Consider the following 19,748-nt stretch of genomic DNA (forward strand, 5'->3'; position numbering starts at 1 on the left):
ACGCCCGAAAGAAGGACCGAGATGCGAAACAGGAATGCCGTCGTCACCGGCTCCACCACCGGCATCGGGCTGGCGACCGCCCGCGAACTCGCCCGCCAGGGCTGCCATGTGATGCTCAACGGCTTCGGCGACCGCGCGGAGATCGACCGGCTGTGCGCGGACATCGCGGCGCAGAGCGGCACGACGATCGTCTATTCGGGGGCCGATCTCAGCCGGCCGGACGAGGCCCGCGCCATGATGGCGGAGGCCGCGGCGGCGCTCGGCCCCATCGACATCCTGGTGAACAACGCCGGGGTGCAGCATGTGGCGGCGGTGCACGAGTTCCCCGACGACAAGTGGGACCTGCTGCTCGCGGTCAACCTCAGCGCCGCCTTCCACACCATCAAGGCGGCCCTTCCCGCGATGCGGGAACGCCGCTGGGGGCGCATCGTCAACACGGCGTCGGTCCTCGGCCTGGTCGGCGCTCCGCACAAGCCCGCCTATGTCGCGACCAAGCACGGCATCATCGGCCTGACGAAGTCGGTGGCGATCGAGGTCGCGGAGCACGGCATCACCTGCAACGCGGTGTGCCCCGGCACGGTGCTGACCCCGATCATCGAGAAGCAGATCGCCCAGCAGGCCCAGGTCACCGGCCTGCCGGAGGAGCGGGTCCTTCAGGCGGTGTTCCTCGACCGCATGCCGACCGGCCGGCTGATCCCCCCGGAGGAGGTCGCCGCCGCCATCGCCTTCCTGTGCTCCGACGCCGCCGCGTCGATCACCGGCACCGCGATCCCCGTGGACGGCGGCTACACGACCCACTGAGTCCCTGCCCATTGAATCCCCAACCACCAAGAACAACACCTTAGGGAGTGAACCATGCGCAGCACCCGTCTCGCCGGCCTTCTCGCCGGAGTCGCCTTCGCCGCCCTGGCGTCCGGCACGGCCCAGGCCCAGATGTCGGACAACGTCATCAAGATCGGCATGCTGTCCGACCGGTCCGGCATCTACGCCGACATCAACGGCGAGGGCTCGGCGGTGGCCGCTCGGCTGGCCGCCGAGGAGTTCGGCAACGCCATCAACGGCACCAAGATCGAGATCATCGTCGGCGACCACCAGAACAAGGCGGACATCGCCGCCAACCTCGCCCGCCAGTGGATCGACGTGGAGAAGGTCGACGTCGTCGCCGACGTGCCGAACTCGGCGGCGGCGCTGGCCGTGCAGGGCATCACCAAGGACAAGAAGCGCATCTTCCTGATGTCCGGCCCCGGCTCCACCGATCTGACGGGCAAGGATTGCAGCCCCTACGGCTTCCTGTGGACGTGGGACAACCACGCCGTGGCGTCCTCCACCGCCCGCGCGCTGGTCGAGCAGGGCCGGAAGAGCTGGTTCTTCATCACCGCCGACTACGCCTTCGGCCATTCGCTGGAAACGGAGGCCGCCAACACCGTCAAGCAGCTCGGCGGCACCATCAAGGGCAGCGTCCGCCATCCCCTGGCAAGCTCGGACTTCTCGTCCTTCCTGTTGCAGGCGCAGGCCTCGGGCGCTGAAGTCGTCGCCTTTGCCAACGCCGGCGGCGACACCATCAACGCGGTCAAGCAGGCCGCCGAGTTCGGCATTCCCCAGGGCGGCCAGACGCTGGCCGGTCTGCTGCTGAACGTCAACGACATCCATGCGCTGGGCCTCGACACCGCGCAGGGGCTGATGCTGGCGAACTCCTTCTACTGGGACATGAACGAGGAGACCCGCGCCTGGTCGAAGACGTTCGAGGAGCGGACCGGGCGCAAGCCGTCGATGAACCAGGCGGGCGTCTATTCGGCGGTCAAGCATTACCTGAAGGCCGTGCAGGAGGCCGGCACCGACGACGCGGACAAGGTCGCCGCCAAGATGCGCGCCACGCCCATCACCGACATGATGATGAAGGACGCGAGGATCGCCGACAACGGCCGGATCTTCAACGACATGTATCTGGCGCAGATCAAGGCGCCGGGCGAGTCGAAGGCGGCCTGGGATTACTTCAAGATCCTCAAGACCATCCCCGGCGAGCAGGCCTACATCAACCCAAAGGACAGCGGCTGCCCCCTCGTGAAATGACGACCTGAAGTGAAGACCTGAAGTGACGGCGGCTGGGGAGCGGGCACGCTCCCCATTCGACTTTCAGATGTTCTGCACGAGATCCGTCGTAAAGGCCTCCATTCGGGGCGGTGGCCTCACTGGTACTTGGCGTAGACCCAGAGAACGCGGGCGTCCTCGTCCCCTTCCGAAACCCAGAGATGGGGGGTGCTGGCGTCGTAATACATGGAATCGCCGGCATCAAGCCGCAGCGGCTCGTAGATCTGGCTGTGCACGACCAGCGTGCCGGAGACGACGTGCAGGAACAGCTCCGCGTCGTACTTGGCCCACTCCGGGTAGGCGTCGAGCGAGCGGGCGACGACGGTGGTCATGATCGGGGTCATGACCTTGCTCGTCAGGTCCGGGCAGAGCCAGGCGTTGTTGCAGGTGCCGGTCGGGAAGGGGCGGCCCTGTCCCGACCGCGTCACCGAGCGGCGCCCGGCGACGCGCAGCGCCGGCGTCTGCCCGCCGATGATCGCCGCCGCGTCCATCTCGAATCCGGCGGCGATCTTCAGGAGGGTGGTGACGGTCGGCGACAGCTCGTTCCGTTCGATCTTGGACAGGGTGGACACCCCGACCCCGGTGCGGTCGGCCGCCTGCTGGAGCGTCAGCCCCAGGCGCTTGCGCAGGTTCTTCAGCCGGACGCCGAGGTCCAGCTCCCCATCCGTCCCGCTCTGGGAGGGGGAAGGGGAGGTGGCCGCGTCGGGCCGGTCGATCACATCCATTGCGTCATCCGCCGCCGGTCGTGTCGCGATTCGTCGTACATGCTTGGTCGTCAGGGCGGGCCGCTTCATTGAGGGTCCTCGAACACCAGAACCTTTCCAGGATTCATCATATGGTCGGGGTCGAGCAACGCTTTGATCTGGGTCATCAGCCGATAGCGCGCCGGGTCGATGGAATGGGCGAGCCGTTTGCGGTTGCTGAGGCCGATCCCGTGCTCCGCGCTGATCGAGCCGTCGCAGGCGAGCGTCGCGCTGTCGACGATCCCGTTGATCCGCCCCGCCGTCGCCTCGAAATCGGCGCGGGAGGGAAAGGCGTCGTGGTCGAAATGGATCACCGCGTGCAGGTTCCCGTCGCCGACATGACCGACGAACAGCAGCCGCGCCTGCGGGAAGGCGGCGCGCACGCCGCGCTCCGTCTCCGCCGCAAAGTCGCCCAGCCGGTCGAGCGGCACCACGGTGTCGTAGGAGACGCTGATGCCGGCGACCTTGTTCGCCTCCGACACCGAATGGCGCAGGCGCCATAGCGCCTCGCGCTGCGCCCCGCTCCGGGGGATCACGGCGTCGGCGACGAGGCCGCGCTCCAGCGCGTCGGCCAGGCAGTCCTCCAGGATGGCGGCCAGATCCATGGCGGCGAAGCTGTCCTCCGCCTCGATCAGCACGTACCAGGGGTGCGGCTCCGCGAAGGGCAGGGTGCAGCCGGGAATGTGGTCGAGCACGAGCTGCATCTGGGAGTGCGACATGACCTCGTAAGCGCTCACCCGGTCGCCGAGGCGGGCACGGACGGAGGCCAGCAGTTCCAGCGCCTGGTCGAGGTGGCCGGCGCCGGCCATGGCGGTGGCGCTCGTCTGCGGCTGCGGGAACAGCTTCAGCACCGCCGCCGTGACGATGCCCAGCGTGCCCTCCGCCCCGATGAACAGGTGGCGCACCGCGTAGCCGCTGTTGTCCTTGCGCAGCCGCTTCAGGTCGTTCATCACCGAGCCGTCGGGAAGCACCACCTCCAGCCCCAGCACCATGTCGCGCATCGGGCCGTAGCGCAGCACCGCCGTGCCGCCGGCGTTGGTCGCGATGTTGCCGCCGATCTGGCAGCTCCCCTCCGCGCCCAGGCTGAGCGGGAAGAGGCGCCCGACCTCCTGCGCGCGGGCCTGAAGGTCGGCCAGGATGCAGCCGGCTTCCACCGTCATGGTGTTGTCCAGCGCGCTGACCTGCCGGACCCGGTTCAGCCGGTCGAGCCGCAGCACCACCGTCTCCTCCGAGAAGGGCGTGGCGCCGCCGCACATGCCGGTGTTGCCGCCCTGCGGCACGATCCTGCCGCCATGCTCGCGCACCAGCAGCACGGTCGCCGCCACCTGCTCGGTGTCCGCCGGATAGACGGCGCACAGCGCCGTGCCATCGTAGCGGCCTCGCCAGTCGCGGGTCAGTGGTTCGAGGTCCGTCGCCTGCGTGACCACATGGCGCTCCCCCAGGAGCGTACGCAACGACGTCAGCAGAGCCTGTGGGTCACGCATCGGGCAGGTCCTTGTGGCTTCGGGGCCGGGGAAGGGGGCGGACATCGGTGCCGCGAACAATCGGCCGGCACGATCGGACGTTGACGATACTGTTTCACCATGTCTAGCATACGAAAAATTGTTCCCGAAAAGATAATTTTTGTCGGAGCAGCACCCAATGGGCATAGCCTGCGAATCGTCTGATGCACGCGTCCTCCCTCGCAAACCGGGGACATGGCGGTGACCGCATCGCTCAACATTGCCGAGGCCCGGCTGCGGGCACGGTCCCGCCTCCCCCGTGGCCTGTTCGAGTACATCGACCGCGGCACCGAGGATGAAACCGGCATCGCGACGAGCAAAACGGCGCTCGACAGCCTCACCTTCAAACCGCGCGTGCTGGTGGACGTGTCGAAACGCGACGCCACCACCCGTCTGTTCGGGGTGAGCCAGCCCTTGCCGCTGGTGGTGGCGCCCACCGCCGTGGCCGGGCTGGTTTGGTACGACGGCGAGGTGGAGCTGGCCAAGGCCGCCGCCGCGGTCGGCATTCCCTTCTGCGTCTCCACCCAGTCCATCACCTCGATCGAGCGGATCGCCGGGGAGTCCGGGGCGCGGCTGTGGTTCCAGCTCTATGTCTGGCGCAGCCGCGAGCGCACCCGCGAGCTGGTGCGGCGCGCCGAACGGGCCGGGGCGGAGGCGCTGGTCCTGACCGTCGACACGGCGGTGACGCCCAACCGCGAATACAACATCCGCAACGGTTTCGGCATTCCGATCAAACCGTCGCTGCGCGCCGGTCTGGATTGCCTCGCCCACCCGCGCTGGTTCGCCGGGGTCTTCGCCAAGTACCTGCGCAACGGTGGCGTGCCGACCTACGCCCACTATCCCGACGAGTTCCGCACCGCGCTGGGGCGGGTCGCCGTCGGGGACGAGATCAGCCTCGCCCAGGACGTGGGATGGGACGACGTGCGGAGCCTGCGGGACGCCTGGAAGGGCAAGCTGATCGTGAAGGGCGTGCTGCGCGCCGACGACGCGGAGAAGGCGGCCGAACTGGGGGTGGACGGGATTGTCGTGTCCAACCACGGCGCCCGCAACCTGGATCACGCCATCCACCCGGTGCGCTGTCTGGCGGACATCGCCGAGCGGGTCGGCGACCGGGTGACCGTTCTGGCCGACAGCGGGGTGCGCCGCGGCAGCCATGTCGCCGGCTATCTGGGGCTCGGCGCGCAGGGCGTGCTGCTTGGCCGTGCCGTTCTCTACGGGCTGGCCACCGACGGGGCGGCGGGTGCGCAGGCGGTGCTGGAACTGGTCCGGCGCGAGCTTCTGACCACCATGGGTTTCCTCGGCGCACCGAGCGTGGCCGACATCACGGGGACGGTGGAACGGCCACGTTGACGTGTGTTGGCGCGCCTGATTTTATCGGATCATCACTTTTCATCCATGAAACGATTTGTTATTGCAGCAAAAGGAAAAATAAGGTCACATCTCCTTAGTCGGAAGCGGACGGGGCCGGATCGAGGTCTCACAAGGGACACCCATCGCCCCCGTTCCCTCCGGCCCCGACCCAAGCATTGTTCAGGATGTGGGTTCAGACACGGATTTCCGGCGGCGCGCCGGTCTTTGTCAATTTCATCGAACTCGTTTCATCGCGGTTTTTTTCGATCGTCCCGAACCGGCTTCCCGCATCGCGGGGGCAAGGCCGCCTTGCGCCCCCGGCACACGGCCAAGCCTCGCTTCAAACGCCACGCTTAGGAAATCCGAGGACCCCATGGCACTCACCCAATCGGAGATCAGCGGCCTGTTCAGCGCCATCGTCACGCCGCTGACGGTCGACGGCTCCGTCGACATCGCCGGCCTGAAGCGGCTGGTGCGCCACCAGCTCGACGCCGGGGCGTCCGGCGTCGTGCCGATCGGCGGCACCGGCGAATACCCCGCCCTGTCGCGGGACGAGCGCAAGCGTGTCGTCGCCGCCTGCGTGGAGGAGGCCGGCGGCAAGCCGGTGATCCCCGGCGTCCTGTCCACCGGTTTCCAGGACGCGGTCGAGGCCGGGCGCGACTTCGCCGCCGCCGGGGCGGCCGCGGTGATGACCGTCACCCCCTATTACGCCGCCGGCACCCAGGAAGGCATGCGCGCCTACTTCGGCGCCTACCGCGACGCGGTGGACCTGCCGGTCATGCTGTACCAGATCCCGCGCCGCACCAACGTGGCGGTCACCGCCGAGGGCGTGCAGGCGATGGCGGAGGACGGCTCCATCATCGGCATGAAGTTCTCCTCCTACGACATGCCGGAATTCATCAAGACGGTGAAGTACGCCGGTGACAAGATCTCGGTGCTGAGCGGCGAGGAACCGCTGTTCGCCACCCACGTCGCGCTGGGCGCGCGGGGCGGCGTGCTGGCCTCGGCCACCATCTATCCGCGGATCTGGCTGCGCATCTTCGAGCTGGCGCGCGCCGGCAAGCTCAACGAGGCGCTGGCCGAGCAGACCCGGATCGAGCCGGTGGTGAATTCCATCTTCCTGGAAACCAACCCCGGCCCGCTGAAGGCCTTCATGGCGATGGCCGGCATGCCGGTCGGCGGGGTGCGGCTGCCGCTGACCGCGCCGACCGCGGAGACCACCGAGAAGCTCCAGGCCGTCGCCCGGCACGCGCGCGACATCGCGCTCGCCTGACGGCCAAAAGGAACACTTCGGGCGCTCCTTCCCCCGGAAAGCGCCCCAACAACGCGAAGCCGCGGCGGCGGCCGGTCAACGAACACGGAATGGCCTGACCACACGTAAAGACACACACGTCGAGACACATCCGCTCGGACAGCCCGACGGACCACAAGGGAGACGGACATGGTGAATCGCAGGGAACTGGCTGGGTTTCTGGGCGCCGGCGCGGCGGTCGGGGCTTTCGGGGCCACCATGGCGGCGGGCATCGCCCCGGCGGCGGCGCAGGAGGGCGGCAGCTCCTTCGACCGGGTCCTGAAGGCCAAGAAGCTCCGCATTGGCGGTGTGGCGACCGGTGCCCCCTGGATCATGAAGGACCAGACGACCGGCCAATGGGCGGGCCAGTTCTGGGACATCGGGTCGGCGCTGGCCGCCGACATGGACGTCGGCATCGAGGTGGTCGAGACCACCTGGGGCAACGCCATCCTTGACCTTCAGGCCAACAAGATCGACGTCATGTTCGGCATGAACCCGACGCCGAAACGCGCCCTGGCCGTCGACTTCACGGTTCCGGTCTACAACAGCGCCCTGGTCGTCATCGCCAAGCCGGGCTTCGAGCCGAAGAGCTGGGCCGACATGAACAAGCCCGAGGTGAAGATCGCGGTGGACGTCGGCTCCGCCCATGATCAGGTGGCCAGCCGCCTCTGCCCGAACGCCCAGCTCATCCGCTTCAAGTCGCTGGACGAGGCGACGCTGGCCGTGCGCAGCGGCCGGGCCGACGCGCAGTCGATCTTCTGGATGGGCGGCGTGCGCGCGGTGAAGCGCGACCCGTCGCTGGGCAAGGTGATCGTGCCGCGCCCGGTCTTCGGCTCCACCTCCAACGCGGCGGTGCGGCGCGAGCCGGACAAGACCCTGCGCGACTTCGTGAACACCTGGATCGTCTACGCCCAGGGCCTGGGCCTGATCCGCGAGGCGGTGGTGAACAGCCTCGCCAAGGTGGACATCGCCATGAGCGACATCCCGGAAGGCATCACTTTTTAAAGGACCCGCCGACGGACCCGGGTTCCGATGACGCACGGCGGCCGGCCCCACGGGGATTCGGCCGCCGTTCCGAAGTTTTGCAAGCAGGCCCGCCATGTACACCTTCAACTTCGAGATGCTCTGGGGATACCGCTGGCTGTTCCTGAACGGCACGCTGGTCACCATCGGCCTGACGGCCGCCGTCGTCGTGCTGGGCCTGCTGCTGGGGCTGGTCGGCGGGCTGGCCCAGCTCTCGCGCTTCGCGGTGCTGCGCTGGATCTCCTGGGCCTACATCGAGCTGTTCCGCTGCACGCCCCTGCTGGTGCAACTGCTGTGGTTCTATTACGCGCTGCCGATGCTGACCGGCATCCAGATCGACGCGGTGACCGCCTCCGTCCTCACCCTCTCGCTTTACGGCGGCTCCTTCTACGCGGAGGTGATCCGGGGCGGCGTGGTCTCCATCGAGGCCGGACAGTCGGAGGCCGGGCTGGCGCTCGGCATGACGCCGGCCAAGGTGATGCGGCGCATCGTTCTGCCCCAGGCGGTCAAGCGGATGATCCCGCCGCTGATGAACCAATCGATCATCCAGTTCAAGAACACCTCGCTGGTGTCGGTGGTGGCGGTGCCCGACCTGCTCTACCAGGGACAGGTCGCCGCGACGGACACCTTCCGCCCGCTGGAGGTCTACACGATCGTCGCGCTGATCTACTTCGTCGTGCTGGTCCCCCTGACGGCCATCGTGAAGCGGGGCGAGAAGCAGCTCCAGACGGGTCATTGAAGGATCCGATCACTGACACTCCCCCGGCGATCCAACGCGAGAGGCCCCGTCCCATGAGCACCCCCAAGATCGAAGTCGCCGGGTTGAGGAAGCAGTTCGGCGAGCTGGTCGTCCTGCGCGACATCAACCTGAAGGTCGATCCCGGCGCCGTCGTGGCGCTGATCGGCCCCTCGGGGTCGGGCAAGTCCACCCTGCTGCGCTGCCTCAATCTGCTGGTGGTGCCGAATGGCGGCCGGGTCCGCATCGGCGACGACGCCTTCGACTTCGAGACGGGCAAGGCGCTGCCCCGGCCCAAGGCGCAGGCGAAGTTCCGCTCCAACACCGGCATGGTGTTCCAGCACTTCAACCTGTTCCCCCACATGACCGTGCTCGGCAACGTGATGGAGGGGCCGGTCTCCGCCAAAGGCATGCCGAAGGCGCAGGCCGAGGCGATCGGGCGCCGGCTGCTCGCCAAGGTCGGGCTGGCCGACAAGGCCGAGGCCTACCCGGACCGGCTGTCCGGCGGGCAGAAGCAGCGCGTCGCCATCGCCCGCGCGCTCGCCATGGAGCCGGAGGTGATGCTGTTCGACGAGGCGACCTCCGCCCTCGACCCGGAGCTGGTGTCGGAGGTGTTGGGGGTGATGCGCGACCTCGCCGCCGAGGGCATGACGATGATCATCGTGACCCACGAGATCGCCTTCGCCCGCGAGGTCGCCGACCGCGTGATCTTCATGCGCGACGGCGTGATCGTGGAGGAGGGACCGGCGCGCGACGTCATCGACCGGCCGCAGCAGGAGGCCACGCGCGCCTTCCTCAGCCACTTCCACACCCGGAGCTGAGCCGGCTCTATTCCTGCTCGGGTAGTCGGAAGGTGGCGACGGCGTCGCGGAACTCCCCCAGAAAATCCTGCGCGAGGGTGGACAGCGACCGCTGCGCCGAATGCAGCACGGCCATTTCGAAGGTGATGGCCGGCTCGAAGGGGCGGATGGCGACGCCGCGCCCCGCATATTCCTCCGCCGTGAAGGGATCGACGATGGAGATCCCCGCCCCGGCCGCGACCATGGCGCAGGCGATCATGGTGAGCTGCGTCTCGACCCGCGTGGACCGGCCGACGCCGTGCTCCGCGAACACGGCGTCGATGGAATAGCGCATCAGCGTGGCGGCACCGAGCGCGATGAAGGCCTCGCCCGCGAAATCCTCCGGGACCAGCCGCTTGCGGGCGGCCAGCGGGTGATTGCTCGGCACCACGGCGACCGCCCGCACCCGCGGCATCCGCTCGCACAGCACCGTCGCGTGCTCCACCGCCGACTGGCCGAAGCCCAATTCGCACTGGCCGGCGGCCACCCAGTCGAGCACCTGCGGGGAACTGCTGCCCCACAGCAACACATCCACCCGCGGCCGCTGCTCCAGGAAGCGGGCGACGAAGCGCGGCAGGAAGCCGATGGCCATCGCCGGCATGGCCGCGACCCGCAGCGTGCCGGCCCGCCGCTCCTGGAGGTCGCGCGCCGCCTGCTCGATCCGCTCCAGCCCGACGAAAGAGCGCTCCACCTCCTGGTACAGCGACATCGCCTCGCTGGTCGGCGCGATGCGCGAGCCGCGCCGCTCGAACAGCGTCAGCTTCAGCGCGTATTGCAGGTCGGCGATCAGGCGGCTGACCGCCGGCTGAGAGATGTTCAGAAGCTCCGCCGCCGCGGTGATCCCGCCGGTCAGCATGACGGCGCGGAACGCCTCGATCTGGCGGGGATTGAGCATTCCAGGGTTGTCCGACGGTGACAGATGCGCTGCAGCATAACATTCGTTTATAGACACCGCCAACAATTCGATTTGACGATTATGCCAGCGGGGCGCGACGCTCCGGGGGTGCGACAAAACGCGCAAGCGCTGGGAAACGAACCGGAACCGGAACAGGAGAGGGACAGATGCGAGCGTTGGTGTACGGCCTGATGGCAACCGCCGCCCTGGGATGTGGCGCCGCGCAGGCGCAGCAGAAGACCCTGTATGTCGCCGCCTACGGCGGGTCCTTCGAGCAGACCATGCGCAAGGACATCATCCCGGCTTTCGAGAGCAAGACGGGCGTGAAGGTCGAGTATGTCGCCGGCAATTCCACCGACAACCTCGCCAAGCTCCAGGCCCAGAAGGGCAACCAGCAGATCGACGTGGTGATCCTGGACGACGGGCCGATGTACCAGGCGGTGGCGCTGGGCTTCTGCACCGACATCGCCAAGGCGCCGGTCTATGACGACCTCTACGATCTGGCGAAGATCCCCTCGGGCAAGGCGGTCAGCGTCGGCGCGGTCGGCACCGGCATCGTCTACAACAAGAAGGTCTTCGACGAGAACGGCTGGGCCGCCCCCGCCTCCTGGAAGGACATCGAGGACGCCAAGTTCCGCAAGAAGCTGGTCGTCCCGCCGATCAACAACAGCTACGGCCTGCACGCGCTGGTGATGATGGCGCGGCTCGACGGCGGCGGCGAGAAGAACATCGATCCCGGCTTCAAGGCCTTCAAGGACAAGGTGAACCCGAACGTGCTCGCCTACGAGCCGTCGCCGGGCAAGATGACCGAGCTGTTCCAGAGCGGGCAGGCCACCGTCGCCGTCTGGGGCTCGGGCCGCGCCAAGGCGCTGGCCGACACCGGCTTCCCCGCCGCCTTCGTCTACCCGAAGGAGGGCGGCGTCGTGCTGGCCTCGGCGGCCTGCGCCATCACCGGCAGCAAGCAGGCGGCCGAAGCCCAGCAGTTCATCCAGCACATGCTGTCGCCGGAGGTGCAGACCGTGATGGCGACCGGCGCCGGCTTCGGCCCGGTGAACAAGACCGTCACCCTGACCGCCGACCAGCAGGTGGGCATCCCCTACGGCCCCGAGCAGATGGGCAAGCTGCTGGTGGTCGACTGGGACACCATCAACGCGAACCGCGAGGCCTGGAACAAGCGCTGGACCCGCGAGATCGAGCGCTGACCGCAACCCCCGGCCCGCGTCAACGGTGGGCCGGGATTTTCCAGGCTCCTTGGTGGGAGACGACGCCATGCCTTACCTTGTCCTTGATCGGCTGACCAAGCGGTTCGGCCCCTGGGTCGCCGTCGACAACCTGTCACTGACGGTGGAGAAGGGGGAGCTGGTCTCGCTGCTCGGCCCGTCGGGCTGCGGCAAGACCACGACGCTCCAGATGATCGCCGGCTTCCTCGACCCCAGCGCCGGGCGCGTCACGCTGGACGGCGCCGACCTGCTGGCCAAGAAGCCCAACGAGCGCGGGCTCGGCATCGTCTTCCAGAGCTACGCCCTGTTCCCCCACATGACGGCGGCCGAGAACGTCGCCTTCGGGCTGGAGATGCGCGGCATCCCGCGCGCCGACCGCGACCGCATGGTGCGCGACGCGCTCCAGCTCGTCGGGCTGGGAGCCTTCGGCGACCGCTACCCGCGGCGCATGTCCGGCGGCCAGCAGCAGCGCGTGGCCCTGGCCCGCGCCATGGTCATCAAGCCGAGCCTGCTGCTGCTCGACGAGCCGCTGTCGAACCTCGACGCCAAGATGCGCGAGGAGATGCAGATCGAGCTGCGGCGCATCCAGCGCAGCGTCGGCACCACCATGATCCTCGTCACCCACGACCAGGCGGAGGCGATGGCCCTGTCCGACCGGGTGGTCATCATGAACAAGGGCCGGGTCGAGCAGGTCGACGCCCCGCAGGACGCCTACGACAACCCGGCCAGCGCCTTCGTGGCCAACTTCCTCGGCCGCACCAACCTGCTCCAGGGCATGGTGCGCCGGGACGGCGGCGGGCGGCGCATCGACGTAGCGGGAACGGCGTGGCCCGTCGCGGCGGAGGTGCCGGACGGCCCCGGCCTGCTGACCGTGCGGCCGGAGAAGGTCCGCTTCGTGGACGGCGCCGGCGTGCCGGGCCACGTCCGGGCGCGGGTCTTCCAGGGCACCCAATGGCTGTTCGAAATCCGCACGGAGGCCGGCGACCTGACGGTGATCCGCCAGCACGACGGCCAGACCCTGCCGGCGGAGAACGAGCCGGTCATGCTCGGCTGGCGGGCGGAGGACATGCGCGTGATGGCGGGTGAGGCATGACCGCCGTGGACGCTCACAAATCCCTGGGCAAATCCTTGATCGACTCCCCGGGCACGGACACGGCGACCGATGCCCCGCCGGACCGGCCGGAACGGCGCCCGCTGGCGCCCTACCTGCTCAGCCTGCCGGCGCTGGCGCTGTTCGCCGTGCTGCTGCTGGTGCCGCTGGTCATGACCGGGCTGCTGTCGCTGAACAGCTTCGGATTCTACACGGGCATCGAGGACGTCTGGCAGCTCGGCAACTACATCGACATCGTCACCGACGACTATTTCCACGAGATCTTCCTGCGCACCTTCCGCATCGCCGTGGTGGTGACCCTGCTCTGCGCCGTCCTCGGCGCGCCGGAGGCCTACATCCTGCGGCGCATGCGGTCGCCCTGGCGCGGCCTGTGCCTGCTGGTCGTGCTGGGACCGCTGCTGATCTCGGTGGTGTCGCGCACGCTCGGCTGGGCGCTGCTGTTCGGCTCCACCGGCATCATCAACACGGCGCTGATGGCGGTCGGGCTGATCGCGACGCCGATCGAGTTCATGTACACGGAGACCGGCGTCATCATCGCGCTGACCCACGTGCTGGTGCCCTTCATGGTGCTGTCGGTCTGGGCGTCGCTGCAACGGCTGGACCCGCAGGTCGAGAACGCCGCGCTGTCGCTGGGGGCCAAGCCCTTTACGGTGCTGCGCCGGGTGGTGCTGCCGCAGGTGGTGCCGGGCATCCTGTCAGGCTCGATCATCGTCTTCGCGCTGGCCGCCAGCGCCTTCGCCACCCCGGCGATCATCGGCGGGCGGCGGCTGAAGGTGGCGGCGACGCTGGCCTACGACGAGTTCCTGAACACGCTGAACTGGCCGCTGGGCGCCGCCATCGCGATGCTTCTGCTGCTCGCCAACATCGTGATCATCGTCGGCTGCAACCGGCTGGTCGAACGTCGCTACAAGCAGGTGTTCGAATGAACCGCAACGGCCCCGTCGCCCTGGTCTTCCACACGCTGTTCCTGGCCTTCCTGCTGGCGCCGATCCTGGTGGTCTGCGTGGTCGCCTTCACCTCGCAGGGCTATCTGTCGCTGCCGACCGAGGGCCTGTCGCTGCGCTGGTTCAAGGCCATCGGCGACAACCCGGAATTCGCGCGGGCCTTCCGCGACAGCCTGCTGCTGGGGGCGGTCAGCTCCACCATCGCGGTGGCCTTCTCGGTCCCGGCGGCGCTGGCCATCGCCCGCCACCAGTTCCGGGGACGCGAGGCGATCACGGCGCTGTTCCTGTCGCCGCTGATGGTGCCGCACATTGTGCTGGGCATCGCCTTCCTGCGCTTCTTCACGCAGATCGGGCTGGGCGGGACCTTCGCCGGGCTGGTGCTGAGCCATGTGGTCATCATCCTGCCCTTCGCGCTGCGGCTGATCCTGGCGGCCTCCACCGGCATGGACCGCTCGATCGAGAACGCCGCGGCCTCGCTCGGCGCCACCTCCTGGACGACCTTCCGGCGGGTGACCCTGCCGCTGATCCTGCCGGGCGTGGCGAGCGGCTGGGTGCTGGCTTTCATCAACAGCTTCGACGAGGTGACGATGACCGTCTTCATCGCCTCGCCCGAGACGACGACGCTGCCGGTGCGGCTCTTCCTCTACATCCAGGACAACATCGACCCGCTGGTCGCCGCGATCTCCGCCTCGCTGATCTTCATGACGGTGGCGGCGATGCTGGTGCTCGACCGGCTCTACGGGCTTGAGCGGCTGCTGGTCGGCCGCGGACAGGAGTGAGCGTCACCATGACCGAGAGAACGAGGTCCGACTGCGACGTCGCCGTGATCGGCGGCGGGCTGGTCGGGTCGGCCATCGCCTGGGGCCTCGCCCAGCAGGGGCAGACGGTCGCCGTCCTCGACGAGGGGGACGTCGCCGTCCGCCCGTCGCGCGGCAACTTCGCCCTGGTCTGGGTGCAGGGCAAGGGGCTGGGGCTGCCGGAATACGCCGGCTGGACCAAGATGTCCTCCGACACCTGGACCGGCTTCGCCGAGCGGCTTCAGGAGCAGACCGGCATCGACGTGTGCTACCGCCGGCCGGGCGGCTTTCTGCCCCTGCTGTCGGAGGAGGACATGGAGCGGCGCGCCGGCCAGCTCCGCCGCCTGCACAACCAGCCGAACGTCGTCCGCTACGACTACGAGATGATGGACCGCGCCGCCGTGGCGAAGGAGATGCCCTTCATCGGCAAGGACGTGGTCGGGGCCAGCTACTGCCCGCTCGACGGCCATTGCAACTCGCTGAAGCTGCTGCGCGCGCTGCACAGCGGGATGAGCCTCTCCGGGGTCTCCTACCGGCCGCACCACCGGGTGGAGCGGATCGAGCCGCGCGACGGCGGATTCCGCATGGTCACCGCCTCGGGGGACGAGTTGCGGTCGGGCAAGGTGGTCATCGCCGCCGGGCACGACGCGCGCCGGCTGGCCCCCATGGTCGGGCTGGACGCCCCGGTGCGGCCGGAGCGCGGGCACATCATCGTGACGGAGAAGACCGCCCCCTTCCTGAAATTTCCGGTCGGCTTCATCCGCCAGACCGACGAGGGCGGGGTGATGATCGGCGACAGTTTCGAGGATGCCGGGCTCGACACCACGGTGCGCAACGGCGTCACCTCGACCATCGCCGACCGCGCGCTTCGCATCTTCCCGCTGCTCGGCAAGCTGAACGTGGTGCGGACCTGGGCGGCGCTGCGCGTGCTGACCCCGGACGGCTTCCCGATCTACGAGCAGTCCACCACCATGCCCGGCGCCTTCGTCGCCACCTGCCACAGCGGCGTGACGCTCGCCGCCAACCACGCTTTGGCGCTGGCGCCGCACATCGCCGCCGGCCGCCTGCCCGACGAGTTTTCGGCCTTCAGCGCCCGGAGGTTCCATGTTCCAGCGGTTGCCTGACGCGGGCGGAGAGCGCGTCTCCTTCACCATCGACGGCCGCCCGGCGGAGGCGCTGTCCGGCGACAGCGTCGCCGCCGCCCTGATCGCCAACGGGGTCGGCGCCTGCCGGACCACCCCGGTCTCCGGCGCCCCGCGCGGCCCCTACTGCATGATGGGCGTGTGCTTCGACTGTCTGGTGACCATCGACGGCACCGGCAACCAGCAGGGCTGCCAGATCCGCGTCCGTCCCGGCATGCGGGTGGAGACCCAGAACGGCAAGCGGGAGATCGACCGGTGACCGACCTGAAGCCTCGTTACGATCTGGCGGTGATCGGCGCCGGCCCGGCCGGCCTCGCCGCCGCCACGCTGGCCGCCAAGCGCGGCCTGTCCACCGTCCTGCTCGACGAGCAGGCGGCCCCCGGCGGCCAGATCTACCGCGCCATCACCCGCTCGCCGGTGAAGAATCCCAGCGTGCTTGGGACCGACTACTGGCACGGCGCCGATCTGGTCGGGCCGTTCCGCGACAGCGGCGCCGACTATCTGCCCGGCACCGCGGTGTGGAGCGTCTCGCGCACGCTCGACATCGGCCTGTCGCGCGATGGTGCGGCGCGAATCCTGCCGGCGCGGCACGTCATCCTGGCGACCGGCGCGCTGGAGCGGCCCTTCCCGGTCCCCGGCTGGACGCTGCCCGGCGTGATGGGGGCGGGGGCGGCGCAGATCCTGCTGAAGACCTCCGGCCTCGTCGCCTCGGGCGGTGTGGTCATGGCCGGCACCGGGCCGCTGCTCTGGCTGCTCGCCTGGCAGTATCTGCGGGCCGGCGCGCGCATCGACGCGATCCTCGACACCACCCCGCGGGAGAACTGGCGGCAGGCCATGCCGCACCTCTCGGCCTTCGCCCGCTCCGGCTATGTCGGCAAGGGGCTGAAGCTGCTGCTGGAGGTCCGGCGCAAGGTCAAGGTGATCGGCAACGTCTCCGCCCTGCGCGCCGAGGGCGACGGGCGCGTGCAGTCGGTCGTCTACCGCCAGGGGAACGGCGCCGAGCAGCGCCTTCCGGCCGACACCCTCCTGCTGCATCACGGCGTGATCCCCAACATCAACCTCGCCAACGCCACCGGCTGCGCCCAGTCCTGGGACGAGGCGCAGCGCTGCTGGGCGCCGGACGTCGACGGCTGGGGCGCCACGTCGGTGGCGGGGGTCTCCATCGCCGGCGACGGGGCCGGCATCGGCGGCGCGCTGGCGGCGGAGCACCGCGGCCGGCTGACGGCGCTGGACGCCCTGCACCGGCTGGGCGCCATCGACCGCGCCACCCGCGACCGCGACGCCGCCCCGCACCGCGAGGCGCTGGACCGGGCGCTGCGCGGCCGCGACTTCCTCGACGCGCTGTACCGGCCGGGCCAGGAGTTCCGCGTCCCCGCCGACGACACCATCGTCTGCCGCTGCGAGGAGGTGACGGCGGGGCAGGTGCGCGACGCCGTGAAGTTGGGCGTCAGCGGGCCGAACCAGACCAAGTCCTTCCTGCGCTGCGGCATGGGGCCGTGCCAGGGCCGGCTGTGCGGCCCGACCGTGGTCGAGGTCATCGCCGACGCCCGCGGCGTCTCCCCGGCGGAGGTCGGCTACTACCGGCTGCGCCCGCCGGTAAAGCCGATCACGCTGGCCGAACTCGCCTCGCTGCCCAAGGCCGAGGACGAGGTGGCCGCCGTGATGCACCACTGACGGGGCAGGGGGACGCCATGTCGGAGCCGGACGTCATCGTCGTCGGGGGCGGCCTGCACGGCTGCTCCACCGCGCTGCACCTCGCCATGCGCGGGGTCCGGGCGCTGGTGCTGGAGAAGGACCACATCGGCCGCCACGCCTCCGGCGTGAACGCCGGCGGGGTGCGCCAGCTCGGCCGCCATGCCGCGGAGGTGCCGCTGTCCGTCGCCTCGATGGCGCTGTGGCACGGCATCCGCGACCTTGTGGACGACGACTGCGGCTTCGAAAGCCACGGCCAGATCAAGGTCGCGGAGACCGAGGCGGAACTGGACTCCTGCCGGGAGCGGGCGGCCCAGCTCACGGCACTCGGCTTCACGCACGAGGAGGTGGTGGATCAGGCGGAGCTGCGCCGCCTCGTCCCGTCCATCGCGGAGCATTGCCTCGGCGCGCTGGTGTCGCGCCGCGACGGGGCGGCCATCCCCTACCGCACGACCTTCGCCTTCAAGCGCAAGGCGGAGAGCCTTGGCGCCCGCTTCCACGAGGGGGCGGCGGTGGCGCGGGTCGCCCGCTCGGGCCGGAACTGGCGCGTGGAGACGGCGGACGGCGTTGCGCATGAGGCGCCGGTCCTGGTCAACTGCGCCGGGGCCTGGGCCGACCGACTGGCCGCCCAGCTCGGCGAGCCGGTGCCGCTGGAGGTGATCGCGCCCATGCTGATGATCACCGCCCGCGTGCCGCCCTTCCTCAAGCCGGTGGTCGGGGCGACGGGCCGCACCCTGTCCTTCAAGCAGTTCCCCAACGGGACGGTGCTGATCGGCGGCGGGCTGCTGGGCCGCGCCTACCGCGACGAGAACCGGACGGACCTGGACTTCGCCAACGTCACCACCAACGCCCGCACGGTGTGGGACCTGTTCCCGATCATGCGCAGCGCCACCATCGTCCGCGCCTGGGCGGGGATCGAGGCGCGGATGCCCGACGACATCCCGGTGATCGGCCCCAGCGGAACGGAGGAGGGGGTGTTCCACGCCTTCGGCTTCTCCGCCCACGGCTTCCAGCTCGGCCCCATCGTCGGGCGGATCACCGCCGACCTGATCACCCGCGGGGCGAGCGACCTGCCCATCGACGCCTTCCGCATCCAGCGATTCCGCCACACGGCGGCCGCCGCGTGACCGCTCCGGCGGAGCGGCCTTTTCAGGAGACCCGTGTTTTGACGATTCAGCGTTTCGATTGCGGCCCGCGGATGAGCGAGATGGTCGTTCATAACAGCACCGTCCATCTGTGCGGCCAGATCGCCGATTTCGAGGCCATGGGCGGCGTGACCCACGACGTGACGGCGCAGACCCGCGACGTGCTGCGCCAGATCGACGTCCTGCTGGAGCGCGCCGGCACGGACAAGAGCCGGCTGCTCACCGCCACCGTCTATCTCGCCGACATGGCCGGCTTTGCGGCGATGAACGCGGCCTGGGACGCCTGGGTGGACCGCCCCAACGCCCCGGCCCGCGCGACCGTCGAGGCCAAGCTCGCCGACCCCGACCTGCTGGTCGAGATCCAGGTGATCGCGGCCCTCTGAGCAGCTCTCATTGACTTTCAAATCCGGAGTTCACCCATGAAACGTCTGGCCCTCGGGCTGGCGATGAGCCTGTGCGCCCTCGCGGCGGCCGTCCCCTCGGAAGCGCGGGCCGACGGTCCACCCCTGCGCATCGCGACGGAGGGCGCCTACCCGCCCTTCAACATGACCGCCCCCGACGGCACGCTCGGCGGGCTGGAGGTGGAACTGGCCAACGCGCTGTGCGAGCGCATGAAGCGGCGCTGCACCCTGGTCGCCCAGGATTGGGACGGCATCATCCCCGGCCTGCTGTCGCGCCGCTACGACGCGATCATGGCGACCATGAACATCACGCCGGAGCGCGCGAAGGCCATCGCCTTCTCCGTCCCCTACATGGTCGTGCCCGCCTATTTCGTGGCGGCCACCGGCGGCGGCATCGACGGAACCGAGGCCACCCTGGCCGGCAAGTCGGTCGGCGCCCAGACCTCGACCACCCATTACCGCTACGTCGAGAAGCACTTCGGCAAGACCGTCTCACTGAAGAACTACGACACCGCGTCGAACCTGCTGGCCGACCTGAAGAGCGGGCGCATCGACGCCGCCATCACCACCGGAGCCACCGCGTCCGACTGGGTGAAGGCCGACGCCTCGAAGTCGCTCCAGCTCGTCGGCAAGCCGCTGGTCGACGCCGAGGTGTTCGGCCCCGGCGTGGGCGTCGGCCTGCGCAAGGAGGACGCGGACCTCAAGGCCGCCTTCGACGCGGCCATCGCGTCGGTCGTGCAGGACGGCACGCTGGCCCGCATCGCCGCCAAATACGTCGACTTCACCGTCACCCCCTGACCAACAACCCCACCGATACCAACCAAAACCG

The 19,748-nt window shown here is 69.3% G+C and carries 20 protein-coding genes; 17 read left to right on the forward strand and 3 right to left on the reverse strand.

Going from position 1 to position 19,748, the window contains the following annotated elements:
• Positions 1-21 precede the first annotated feature (21 nt).
• Together AC1DVI_RS07980 and AC1DVI_RS07985 are read left to right on the forward strand one after the other, a co-directional pair.
• Positions 22-801 (forward strand): 3-hydroxybutyrate dehydrogenase, encoded by a 780-nt coding sequence (locus AC1DVI_RS07980; RefSeq protein WP_476957488.1) that lies wholly within the window; start codon positions 22-24, stop codon positions 799-801.
• 54 nt (positions 802-855) lie between these two features.
• Positions 856-2,070: an ABC transporter substrate-binding protein gene (locus tag AC1DVI_RS07985; RefSeq protein ID WP_476957489.1), complete on the forward strand. Its 1,215-nt coding sequence runs from the start codon at positions 856-858 to the stop codon at positions 2,068-2,070.
• Positions 2,071-2,186: 116 nt separating this feature from the next.
• Here the strand turns inward: AC1DVI_RS07985 and AC1DVI_RS07990 are convergent, their stop codons facing one another.
• Together AC1DVI_RS07990 and AC1DVI_RS07995 are read right to left on the reverse strand one after the other, a co-directional pair.
• Positions 2,187-2,813, reverse strand: coding sequence for a helix-turn-helix domain-containing protein (locus AC1DVI_RS07990; protein ID WP_476957490.1), 627 nt, complete (start codon positions 2,811-2,813; stop codon positions 2,187-2,189).
• Positions 2,814-2,878: 65 nt separating this feature from the next.
• The gene (locus AC1DVI_RS07995) at positions 2,879-4,315 is read right to left on the reverse strand and encodes an FAD-binding oxidoreductase (RefSeq protein WP_476957491.1); all 1,437 of its coding nucleotides are present in this window, start codon (positions 4,313-4,315) and stop codon (positions 2,879-2,881) included.
• Between the two features lie 213 nt (positions 4,316-4,528).
• Here AC1DVI_RS07995 and AC1DVI_RS08000 point away from each other — a divergent pair, with 213 nt between their 5' ends.
• From AC1DVI_RS08000 to AC1DVI_RS08020, 5 genes are all read left to right on the forward strand, one after another.
• A complete protein-coding gene (locus tag AC1DVI_RS08000) occupies positions 4,529-5,683 on the forward strand; it encodes an alpha-hydroxy acid oxidase (RefSeq protein ID WP_476957492.1) in 1,155 nt (384 codons plus the stop codon).
• 373 nt (positions 5,684-6,056) lie between these two features.
• A complete protein-coding gene (gene dapA, locus AC1DVI_RS08005) occupies positions 6,057-6,956 on the forward strand; it encodes a 4-hydroxy-tetrahydrodipicolinate synthase (protein WP_476957493.1) in 900 nt (299 codons plus the stop codon).
• A gap of 168 nt (positions 6,957-7,124) precedes the next feature.
• Positions 7,125-7,979, forward strand: coding sequence for a transporter substrate-binding domain-containing protein (locus AC1DVI_RS08010; RefSeq protein ID WP_476957494.1), 855 nt, complete (start codon positions 7,125-7,127; stop codon positions 7,977-7,979).
• Between the two features lie 94 nt (positions 7,980-8,073).
• Entirely contained in the window at positions 8,074-8,736 is a 663-nt protein-coding gene (locus tag AC1DVI_RS08015) for an amino acid ABC transporter permease (RefSeq protein WP_200486375.1), read from the forward strand.
• Between the two features lie 53 nt (positions 8,737-8,789).
• Positions 8,790-9,554 (forward strand): amino acid ABC transporter ATP-binding protein, encoded by a 765-nt coding sequence (locus AC1DVI_RS08020; protein ID WP_476957495.1) that lies wholly within the window; start codon positions 8,790-8,792, stop codon positions 9,552-9,554.
• Positions 9,555-9,561: 7 nt separating this feature from the next.
• On the opposite strand, the gene AC1DVI_RS08025 is transcribed toward AC1DVI_RS08020, so the two are convergent.
• Positions 9,562-10,467, reverse strand: a complete 906-nt coding sequence (locus AC1DVI_RS08025; RefSeq protein ID WP_476957496.1) for a LysR substrate-binding domain-containing protein — start codon at positions 10,465-10,467, stop codon at positions 9,562-9,564.
• A gap of 167 nt (positions 10,468-10,634) precedes the next feature.
• Between AC1DVI_RS08025 and AC1DVI_RS08030 the strand changes: the two genes are divergently transcribed.
• The 10 genes from AC1DVI_RS08030 to AC1DVI_RS08075 all read left to right on the forward strand — a co-directional run bounded on the left by AC1DVI_RS08030 (position 10,635) and on the right by AC1DVI_RS08075 (position 19,717).
• Positions 10,635-11,669 (forward strand): ABC transporter substrate-binding protein, encoded by a 1,035-nt coding sequence (locus tag AC1DVI_RS08030; RefSeq protein ID WP_014199012.1) that lies wholly within the window; start codon positions 10,635-10,637, stop codon positions 11,667-11,669.
• A gap of 67 nt (positions 11,670-11,736) precedes the next feature.
• Positions 11,737-12,780, forward strand: coding sequence for an ABC transporter ATP-binding protein (locus tag AC1DVI_RS08035; protein ID WP_476957497.1), 1,044 nt, complete (start codon positions 11,737-11,739; stop codon positions 12,778-12,780).
• Positions 12,777-13,724 carry an ABC transporter permease gene (locus tag AC1DVI_RS08040; RefSeq protein ID WP_476957498.1) on the forward strand — a complete coding sequence of 316 codons (948 nt, stop codon included), beginning with the start codon at positions 12,777-12,779 and terminating at the stop codon, positions 13,722-13,724. Before AC1DVI_RS08035 ends, AC1DVI_RS08040 begins: the two co-directional genes overlap by 4 nt.
• Positions 13,721-14,521 carry an ABC transporter permease gene (locus AC1DVI_RS08045; RefSeq protein WP_476957499.1) on the forward strand — a complete coding sequence of 267 codons (801 nt, stop codon included), beginning with the start codon at positions 13,721-13,723 and terminating at the stop codon, positions 14,519-14,521. The genes AC1DVI_RS08040 and AC1DVI_RS08045 overlap by 4 nt, the downstream gene beginning before the upstream one ends.
• 8 nt (positions 14,522-14,529) lie before the next feature.
• Complete coding sequence (locus tag AC1DVI_RS08050; RefSeq protein WP_476957500.1) at positions 14,530-15,663, forward strand: NAD(P)/FAD-dependent oxidoreductase; 1,134 nt, start codon at positions 14,530-14,532, stop codon at positions 15,661-15,663.
• Positions 15,644-15,940 (forward strand): (2Fe-2S)-binding protein, encoded by a 297-nt coding sequence (locus AC1DVI_RS08055; RefSeq protein WP_035681439.1) that lies wholly within the window; start codon positions 15,644-15,646, stop codon positions 15,938-15,940. The genes AC1DVI_RS08050 and AC1DVI_RS08055 overlap by 20 nt, the downstream gene beginning before the upstream one ends.
• Positions 15,937-17,355 (forward strand): FAD/NAD(P)-dependent oxidoreductase, encoded by a 1,419-nt coding sequence (locus tag AC1DVI_RS08060; RefSeq protein ID WP_476957501.1) that lies wholly within the window; start codon positions 15,937-15,939, stop codon positions 17,353-17,355. The genes AC1DVI_RS08055 and AC1DVI_RS08060 overlap by 4 nt, the downstream gene beginning before the upstream one ends.
• A 17-nt stretch (positions 17,356-17,372) precedes the next feature.
• A complete protein-coding gene (locus AC1DVI_RS08065) occupies positions 17,373-18,500 on the forward strand; it encodes an NAD(P)/FAD-dependent oxidoreductase (protein WP_476957502.1) in 1,128 nt (375 codons plus the stop codon).
• Between the two features lie 38 nt (positions 18,501-18,538).
• The gene (locus AC1DVI_RS08070) at positions 18,539-18,901 is read left to right on the forward strand and encodes a RidA family protein (protein WP_476957503.1); all 363 of its coding nucleotides are present in this window, start codon (positions 18,539-18,541) and stop codon (positions 18,899-18,901) included.
• A gap of 36 nt (positions 18,902-18,937) precedes the next feature.
• Entirely contained in the window at positions 18,938-19,717 is a 780-nt protein-coding gene (locus AC1DVI_RS08075) for a transporter substrate-binding domain-containing protein (protein ID WP_476957504.1), read from the forward strand.
• The last annotated feature ends 31 nt before the right edge of the window (positions 19,718-19,748 follow it).

Source organism: Azospirillum sp. P4_B5, from assembly GCF_056402275.1.

Bases quoted from the DNA above. Each gene is read 5' to 3' on its own strand.
- AC1DVI_RS08010 (WP_476957494.1), top strand. From the start codon at position 7,125: ATGGTGAATCGCAGGGAACTGGCTGGGTTTCTGGGCGCCGGCGCGGCG.
- AC1DVI_RS08050 (WP_476957500.1), top strand. From the start codon at position 14,530: ATGACCGAGAGAACGAGGTCCGACTGCGACGTCGCCGTGATCGGCGGC.
- AC1DVI_RS08045 (WP_476957499.1), top strand. From the start codon at position 13,721: ATGAACCGCAACGGCCCCGTCGCCCTGGTCTTCCACACGCTGTTCCTG.
- AC1DVI_RS08040 (WP_476957498.1), top strand. From the start codon at position 12,777: ATGACCGCCGTGGACGCTCACAAATCCCTGGGCAAATCCTTGATCGAC.
- AC1DVI_RS08015 (WP_200486375.1), top strand. From the start codon at position 8,074: ATGTACACCTTCAACTTCGAGATGCTCTGGGGATACCGCTGGCTGTTC.
- AC1DVI_RS08025 (WP_476957496.1), bottom strand. From the start codon at position 10,467: ATGCTCAATCCCCGCCAGATCGAGGCGTTCCGCGCCGTCATGCTGACC.
- AC1DVI_RS07985 (WP_476957489.1), top strand. From the start codon at position 856: ATGCGCAGCACCCGTCTCGCCGGCCTTCTCGCCGGAGTCGCCTTCGCC.
- AC1DVI_RS08030 (WP_014199012.1), top strand. From the start codon at position 10,635: ATGCGAGCGTTGGTGTACGGCCTGATGGCAACCGCCGCCCTGGGATGT.
- AC1DVI_RS08075 (WP_476957504.1), top strand. From the start codon at position 18,938: ATGAAACGTCTGGCCCTCGGGCTGGCGATGAGCCTGTGCGCCCTCGCG.
- AC1DVI_RS08055 (WP_035681439.1), top strand. From the start codon at position 15,644: ATGTTCCAGCGGTTGCCTGACGCGGGCGGAGAGCGCGTCTCCTTCACC.
- dapA (WP_476957493.1), top strand. From the start codon at position 6,057: ATGGCACTCACCCAATCGGAGATCAGCGGCCTGTTCAGCGCCATCGTC.
- AC1DVI_RS07995 (WP_476957491.1), bottom strand. From the start codon at position 4,315: ATGCGTGACCCACAGGCTCTGCTGACGTCGTTGCGTACGCTCCTGGGG.
- AC1DVI_RS07990 (WP_476957490.1), bottom strand. From the start codon at position 2,813: ATGGATGTGATCGACCGGCCCGACGCGGCCACCTCCCCTTCCCCCTCC.
- AC1DVI_RS07980 (WP_476957488.1), top strand. From the start codon at position 22: ATGCGAAACAGGAATGCCGTCGTCACCGGCTCCACCACCGGCATCGGG.
- AC1DVI_RS08065 (WP_476957502.1), top strand. From the start codon at position 17,373: ATGTCGGAGCCGGACGTCATCGTCGTCGGGGGCGGCCTGCACGGCTGC.
- AC1DVI_RS08020 (WP_476957495.1), top strand. From the start codon at position 8,790: ATGAGCACCCCCAAGATCGAAGTCGCCGGGTTGAGGAAGCAGTTCGGC.
- AC1DVI_RS08035 (WP_476957497.1), top strand. From the start codon at position 11,737: ATGCCTTACCTTGTCCTTGATCGGCTGACCAAGCGGTTCGGCCCCTGG.
- AC1DVI_RS08000 (WP_476957492.1), top strand. From the start codon at position 4,529: ATGGCGGTGACCGCATCGCTCAACATTGCCGAGGCCCGGCTGCGGGCA.